The 6,144-nt window shown below is 63.0% G+C and carries 8 protein-coding genes; 7 read left to right on the forward strand and 1 reads right to left on the reverse strand.

Annotated features, from left to right (window positions below):
* A partial coding sequence (locus tag ACE3OH_RS06070) for a cryptochrome/photolyase family protein (protein ID WP_374349524.1) occupies nucleotides 1-1,188 on the forward strand: 1,188 nt, incomplete at its 5' end.
* Between the two features lie 25 nt (nucleotides 1,189-1,213).
* Here the strand turns inward: ACE3OH_RS06070 and ACE3OH_RS06075 are convergent.
* The gene (locus ACE3OH_RS06075) at nucleotides 1,214-2,134 is read right to left on the reverse strand and encodes a LysR family transcriptional regulator (protein WP_374349525.1); all 921 of its coding nucleotides are present in this window, start codon (nucleotides 2,132-2,134) and stop codon (nucleotides 1,214-1,216) included.
* A 144-nt stretch (nucleotides 2,135-2,278) separates the two neighbouring features.
* Between ACE3OH_RS06075 and ACE3OH_RS06080 the strand changes: the two genes are divergently transcribed.
* The 6 genes from ACE3OH_RS06080 to ACE3OH_RS06105 all read left to right on the forward strand — a co-directional run.
* Complete coding sequence (locus tag ACE3OH_RS06080) at nucleotides 2,279-2,878, forward strand: short chain dehydrogenase (protein WP_374349527.1); 600 nt, start codon at nucleotides 2,279-2,281, stop codon at nucleotides 2,876-2,878.
* 26 nt (nucleotides 2,879-2,904) lie between these two features.
* Nucleotides 2,905-3,600, forward strand: coding sequence for a hypothetical protein (locus ACE3OH_RS06085; protein WP_374349529.1), 696 nt, complete (start codon nucleotides 2,905-2,907; stop codon nucleotides 3,598-3,600).
* A gap of 189 nt (nucleotides 3,601-3,789) precedes the next feature.
* On the forward strand, nucleotides 3,790-5,118 hold the full coding sequence (creD, locus tag ACE3OH_RS06090) for a cell envelope integrity protein CreD (RefSeq protein WP_374349530.1): 1,329 nt from the start codon (nucleotides 3,790-3,792) through the stop codon (nucleotides 5,116-5,118).
* On the forward strand, nucleotides 5,115-5,312 hold the full coding sequence (locus ACE3OH_RS06095; RefSeq protein ID WP_374349532.1) for a hypothetical protein: 198 nt from the start codon (nucleotides 5,115-5,117) through the stop codon (nucleotides 5,310-5,312). The genes creD and ACE3OH_RS06095 overlap by 4 nt, the downstream gene beginning before the upstream one ends.
* Before the next feature lie 24 nt (nucleotides 5,313-5,336).
* Nucleotides 5,337-5,543 carry a hypothetical protein gene (locus tag ACE3OH_RS06100; RefSeq protein WP_374349534.1) on the forward strand — a complete coding sequence of 69 codons (207 nt, stop codon included), beginning with the start codon at nucleotides 5,337-5,339 and terminating at the stop codon, nucleotides 5,541-5,543.
* 83 nt (nucleotides 5,544-5,626) lie between these two features.
* The coding region (locus ACE3OH_RS06105; protein WP_374349537.1) for a hypothetical protein at nucleotides 5,627-6,144 on the forward strand (518 nt) is incomplete at its 3' end.

The following is a 6,144-nucleotide window of genomic DNA, read 5'->3' on the forward strand; positions in this document are numbered from 1 at the left end:
GAGGCACAGGCGCAGCTGGGCCTTCCCTGTACGGTGGTCGACTCGGTGCACTTCCTTGCCGATCGCCAGACACTGGCGGCGGCGTTTGCCAGCCGCGTACCGCGAATGGAGCAGTTCTATCGCCGCATGCGCCAGCAATACGGCGTGCTGCTCGAAGCAGATGGCAAGCCCTGTGGCGGGCGCTGGAATTTCGACAGCGACAACCGCGCACGCTGGCCAGGGCACCCCGCTGTGCCGCCCTGGCCTTGGGCCGCGCATGACGTGAGCGCGCTGTGGCAGGAGATCCGGTCCGCCGGCATTGCCACCATCGGCGCGCCCTGCGCCAGCGCCCTGGCCTGGCCGCTGACCCGCAAGGAAGCGCGCGCCGGACTGGCCCATTTCATCGCCCATGCCCTGCCGGACTTTGGCCGGTTTCAGGATGCGATGAGCAGCGCCGCGCCGACCTTGTTCCATTCCGGGCTGAGCTTTGCGCTCAACACCAAGATGCTGCATCCGCGCGAGGTGATCGCTGCGGCGCTTGACGCCTATCAGGCCGGGCGCGCGCCGCTGGCCAGCGTCGAGGGCTTTGTGCGGCAGATACTCGGCTGGCGCGAATATGTGCGTGGCGTGTATTGGGCGCATATGCCGGCCTATGCACAGCGCAATGCCTTGGGCGCGCATCGCCCGCTACCGGCCTGGTACTGGACTGGCGCGACCCGCATGGCCTGCCTGCGCTCCGCCATCACGCAATCGCTGCAAACAGCCTATGCCCACCATATCCAGCGCCTGATGCTGACCGGCAATTTCGCCCTGCTGGCCGGCTGCGACCCATCCGAAGTCGATGCCTGGTATCTGGGCATCTATATCGACGCGTTCGAATGGGTGGAAATGCCCAATACGCGGGGCATGAGCCAGTATGCCGATGGCGGCATGGTCGGCAGCAAGCCCTATGCCGCCGGCGCCAACTATATCCAGCGCCAGTCCGACTATTGCAGCGGCTGCGCCTACCAGCCAAAACAGCGCACCGGCCCGGCCGCCTGCCCGTTCAATGCGCTGTATTGGGACTTTCTTCCCCGCAATGAAGCCCGACTTGCCGGCAATCCACGCCTGCACATCCCGCTGGCCGCCTGGCATCGCATCGACCCGGCCGAGCAGGCAGCGATACGCGCCCAGGCCGCCACGACACTGGCCAATATCGACCAGCTTTAGCCACCATCAATCAGCGCGGCCACCCTTACCAGGGGCGCGCCGCCTGCTCGGGCGCGGCAAACCAGTCGTGGATATGGTCGATCAGCGCCCGCAATTTGCGCGGCTGGGTCTGGCGATAGGGGTAGACCAGATAGATCGGAAAGCTGGGCAATTCGTAGTCAGGCAATACCCGCTGCAGGCGCCCGCTTGCCATATCGGCTTCAACCAGATGGCGCGGCAGACAGGCAAAACCGGCGCCAGCCAGGGCCAGGCGGCGCAACATCGGGTAGCTATTGGCGGAAAAGCGACGCCGCACCGGCACTTCGCACACCTGCTGCTCACGCATCAGCAGCCAGCGCTCATTGCCCGGCAGATGGCTGTTCAACAGGCAAGGCAGCCCGGCCAGTTCCTGCGGGGTTTGCGGCAAGCCATATTGTGCGATGGCAGCGGGGCTGGCCATCAGCCAGTCGCGCCGCACCCCGACCGGCCGCGCCACCAGGCGCTCATCCAGGGCGGCACTGCTGCGCAAGGCCACATCGAAGCCCTCGGCCATCAGGTCGCGCATGGCCAGGCTCAGGTCGATATCGATTTCCACCTTGGGGTAACGCTGGCTGAAGCCTTGCAGCATATCGCCCAGAAACGCCTCGCCAAAGGTGGTGGGCGCAGTCAGCCGTATCAGCCCGGCCACCTCGTCACGCAGCCCAGCCACCGTCTCTTCGGCCTGCACCATGATGCTGCGCAGGGCGCGGCAGTGTTCCAGATAGCTGCGTCCGGCTTCGGTCAGTGCCAATCTGCGCGTGGTACGAAACAATAGCTGCACCTGCAGTGCCGCCTCCAGCTGGGCTACCTGCTTGCTGATATAGGCTTTCGAGCAGCCAGCATGCTCAGCTCCGCGTGAAAAGCTGCCCGCATCCACCACGGCAAGAAAGGCCATCGCCCAGTCGTATTGCGCTTTGATTGTTTCCATACGGATGACAATTATTCCACCGCCAGGCGGCTGATCACAAGGCTGCATCGCTCTAAGATGCCGATCACGGTGAACGCCAGCCAGCAGTCGTCAGCAAGGCAGGCTTCCATCAATCCACCAGCAAACAACGCAAGGAGCATGCATATGAAAATCGCTATCTTCGGCGCCCAGGGCACCATTGGGCAGGCCATCAGCAAGGAACTCGGCCAGCGTCATGAAGTCATCGCCATCGGCCGCAACTCGGGCGCGCACCAAGCCGATATGGCCGACATTGCCAGCGTGCGCACCCTGTTCCAGCAGATCGGCAAGGTCGATGCGATCATCGCCGTCGCCGGCCAGGTGCACTTTGGTCCCTTGGCCGATATGACACCGGAACAGCTGAATATCGGCCTGCAAAGCAAGTTGATGGGCCAGGCCAATCTGGTGCTGCTGGCGCGGGAGGTGCTCAATGACGGCGGCTCGATCACGCTGACCAGCGGCGTGCTGACCGACGACCCGATCCGCTTCGGCGCCGCCGCCTCGATGGCCAACGGGGCAATCGAAGCCTTTGCACGTGCCGCCGCCATCGAGCTGCCGCGCGGGATAAGGGTCAATGTGGTCAGCCCGACCGTGCTGCAGGAGTCAATGGACAGCTACGGCCCCTACTTCCGCGGCTTTGTGCCGGTAGCCGCCGCCAAGGTGGCGCAGGCTTACAGCAAGAGCGTGGAAGGGGCGCAGACCGGGCAGGTCTACAAGGTCTTTTGAGCCGCCGTTGACCCCTTGCATATCCGATGGCGGCAGACTGCCGCCAACGGGTCTATCGGGCCGCCACATCGCGGCCCGGTGTAGCGGGAATTGAGCGAAGCGGCCGATGCGCGCTCGAAACAGGGCGCAATTCGCCCTGTTTATGCCTGACATTGTGCGGCCAGCCCAATATGGCTTGGGCCAAACCGATTTCAGGAGACGCAATGACCACACATTCAACACAACGCGACGGCGCGCGCGATTTCGACTTTCTCTTCGGACACTGGCATATCGCGAATCGGCGACTGGTGCGCCGCTTGCAAGGATGCACCGAATGGGAATCATTCGATGCAGCGAGCACTGCACACCCGCTGCCAGGCGGCATCGGCAACTTCGACGAGTTCAATCCGGGTAGCTGGCGCGCCGGCTTTATCGGCATGTCCTTGCGGATTTTCAATCCGGCAACGCAGTTGTGGAGTATCTATTGGCTGGAAAACCAGACCGGCGGGCTCGACGCCTCTGGCTGCCTGCAAGCCCCGGTGGTCGGACGCTTTGTCGACGGCATCGGCATCTTTGAGTGCGACGATATGCTCGACGGCCGCAAGATTCGCGTTCGATATACCTGGTCAAACATCACGGCCGACAGCGCACGCTGGGAACAAGCAATGTCCGACGACTCAGGCCAAAGCTGGGAGTGCAATTGGGTGATGGAGATGAGCCGACGCTCGCAGGGGAAACAGTGAAGAAGCGCACGCGACCGATCATGCGTCGTATAGCCAGGCACGGGTAGGGTGGTCGAAAACACGTCCGGGCAACGCCTGCCGGCCAAGCGTGCCCTGGCTGGCACACTTCACACAACTTCATCAAACCGCATCATCGCCTCACACAGCCATCGCACACTGCAAGCTCTCGTCCCATCCCTGGAGCTTGCTGTGTCTAAATCCTTGCTGTGGAAAATGCTGGCCATCGGCATTCTCGCCCTGTTACTGCTGGTCCCGTTGACGATGGTTGAGGGCTTGATTTACGAGCGGCAAAACACGCGCAGCCAGGCCATTGCCTCGATTGCCGATGGCGCGGCCGGCAGCCAGACGCTGGCGGGGCCGGTGTGGGTGCTGCCATACAAGCAGAAATTCATCGAAACGGTCGATGAAAAGGCCGGCACCACCCGCGAAGTGTGGCGCGATCAGGAACTGCACCTGCTGCCGGAAAAGCTGGCGGTGAATGGCTCGCTCACCACCAGCACACGCAAACGCGGCATCTATATGGCGCGGCTCTACCGTGCCGAACTGAATCTGACCGGCCGCTTCGCGCTGCCGGCCAAGCTGATCGACGACAAGGCGGTGGTGGAATTGGGCCAGCCTTATCTGAGCGTCGGTATCAGCGATGTGCGCGGCATCAAGCAAAGCCCGACGGTGAGCTGGAATGGCAAGCCGTTTGCCTTCGAGCCCAGTGCGCGCTTTCCGCAGCTTGGCTCCGGCATTCATGCCCCCTTGCCGGCCTATGGCGCAGTGGCGGCCGATGTGCCGTTCAATTTCAAGCTGTCGCTGGAAGGCATGGATGACTTGATGGTGCAGCCGCTTGGCCGCGATACCGAGGTCAGCCTGCAGTCGGACTGGCGCAGCCCCAGCTTTGCCGGGCGTTTCTTGCCGGAAAGCCGCGATGTCAGCGATCAGGGCTTTATCGCCCGCTGGCGCACCAGCTGGTTCTCCACCAATCTCAACGAGGCGTTCAGCCGCTGCCGCGCTGGCGACTGCAAGGATTTCAATGCAGCCCAGCTGGGCGTGCGCCTGATCGAACCGGTCGATGTCTATCTGCAAAGCCACCGCGCCGCCAAATATGGCTTTCTGTTCGTATTCCTCACCTTCTGTACCTTTTTCCTGACCGAGATCCTGCGCCGCATTGCCATCCACCCGGTGCAATATGGTCTGGTCGGCCTGTCGCTGGCGGTGTTCTTCCTGCTCTTGCTGTCGCTGGCCGAGCAATGGTCGTTCAATCTGGCCTATCTGCTGGCGGCCAGCGCCTGCATTGTCCAGAACGTGTTCTACGCCAGCCATGCGCTGGGCGGCTGGCGGCGCGGCCTCGGCTTCGGCGCGCTGCTCGGTCTGCTGTATGCCATGCTGTTCGGCCTGCTCAGCTCGGAGGATTACGCCATGCTGCTTGGCGCCATCCTGCTGTTTGCCACCCTCACCGCCGTGATGGCCCTGACCCGCCGTCTGGACTGGTACAACCTGCACAGCAAGAAAGCGGAGCTTGCAGCATGATCCACGGTAGCCATGTCAATCTGCTCTTCCTGTTTGTCGGCCTGATGTTGCCGCTGATGGCCGGCACCAGCCTCAGCTATGCCTGGGCACAGCGCTTCCATGCACCGAGCGACGCCAGCCGGCCGCTCAGCTGGGCCATCGCCGCCTGTGCGCTGCTGCCCGCGCTGTTTGGCACCATTGCCCTGCTGGGCTGATGCTACACCCTGAACGGCCTCTGGGTGGTCCTCGGTGCGCTCGACATCTGGCTGGGCCTGGCCTTGCTCAGCGCCGCCGCCACCTTGCTGTACCGGCTGTGGCAAGGCGCCGGCCAACGCAACGAGGTAAGACGGCGTGTCTGGCAGCTACTGGCCTTGTGTTTGGCCAATGTGCCGCTGGCAGCACTGTATGCACTGCTGGCTTATCAGGCCGGCGCCAGCAGCCTGTAAAACCGTGGGCAAGGCGGCGGGCCGCTTGCGCTTTCTGCGGCGCTGGTGTTTGCTTGCCGGCCTTGCCTACCACGAGCCTAGCCATGTCGTATATCAAGATCGCCATCATCAATGCCAGCACCATGGTCAACGATGCCGACGCCACCGCGGTGGTTGCGGCCCTGCAAACCCAGGTGAGCCGCGACTTCGCTCCGGCCTGGGGCATCGACGCCACCCTGCGCCTGGTTCCCAAGGGTGGCAAGCCGGAAAAAGGCGAGTGGTGGCTGACCCTGCTCGACGATTCCGACCAGGCCAGCGCACTGGGCTATCACGACCTGACCAAGTCCGGACTGCCATCCGGCAAGGTATTCGTGAAGAGCAGCCAAAGCTCGCATGTGCATTGGAGCGTCACTGCCAGCCATGAAGTACTGGAAATGCTGGTGGACCCGAATATCAATCTCACCGTGTTCGAGCAGAGCAGCAAGGGTAGCCGCCTGTATGCCTATGAGGTTTGCGACGCCTGCGAAGGCGATGACTATGCCTACAAGATCGACGGGGTACTGGTCTCGGACTTTGTCTACCCCGCCTGGTTCGAGTCGTTCCGCAAAAAGGGCAGCACCCG

It is taken from the genome of Chitinimonas sp. (genome assembly GCF_041904975.1).
Classification (GTDB): Bacteria; Pseudomonadota; Gammaproteobacteria; order Burkholderiales; family Chitinimonadaceae; genus Chitinimonas.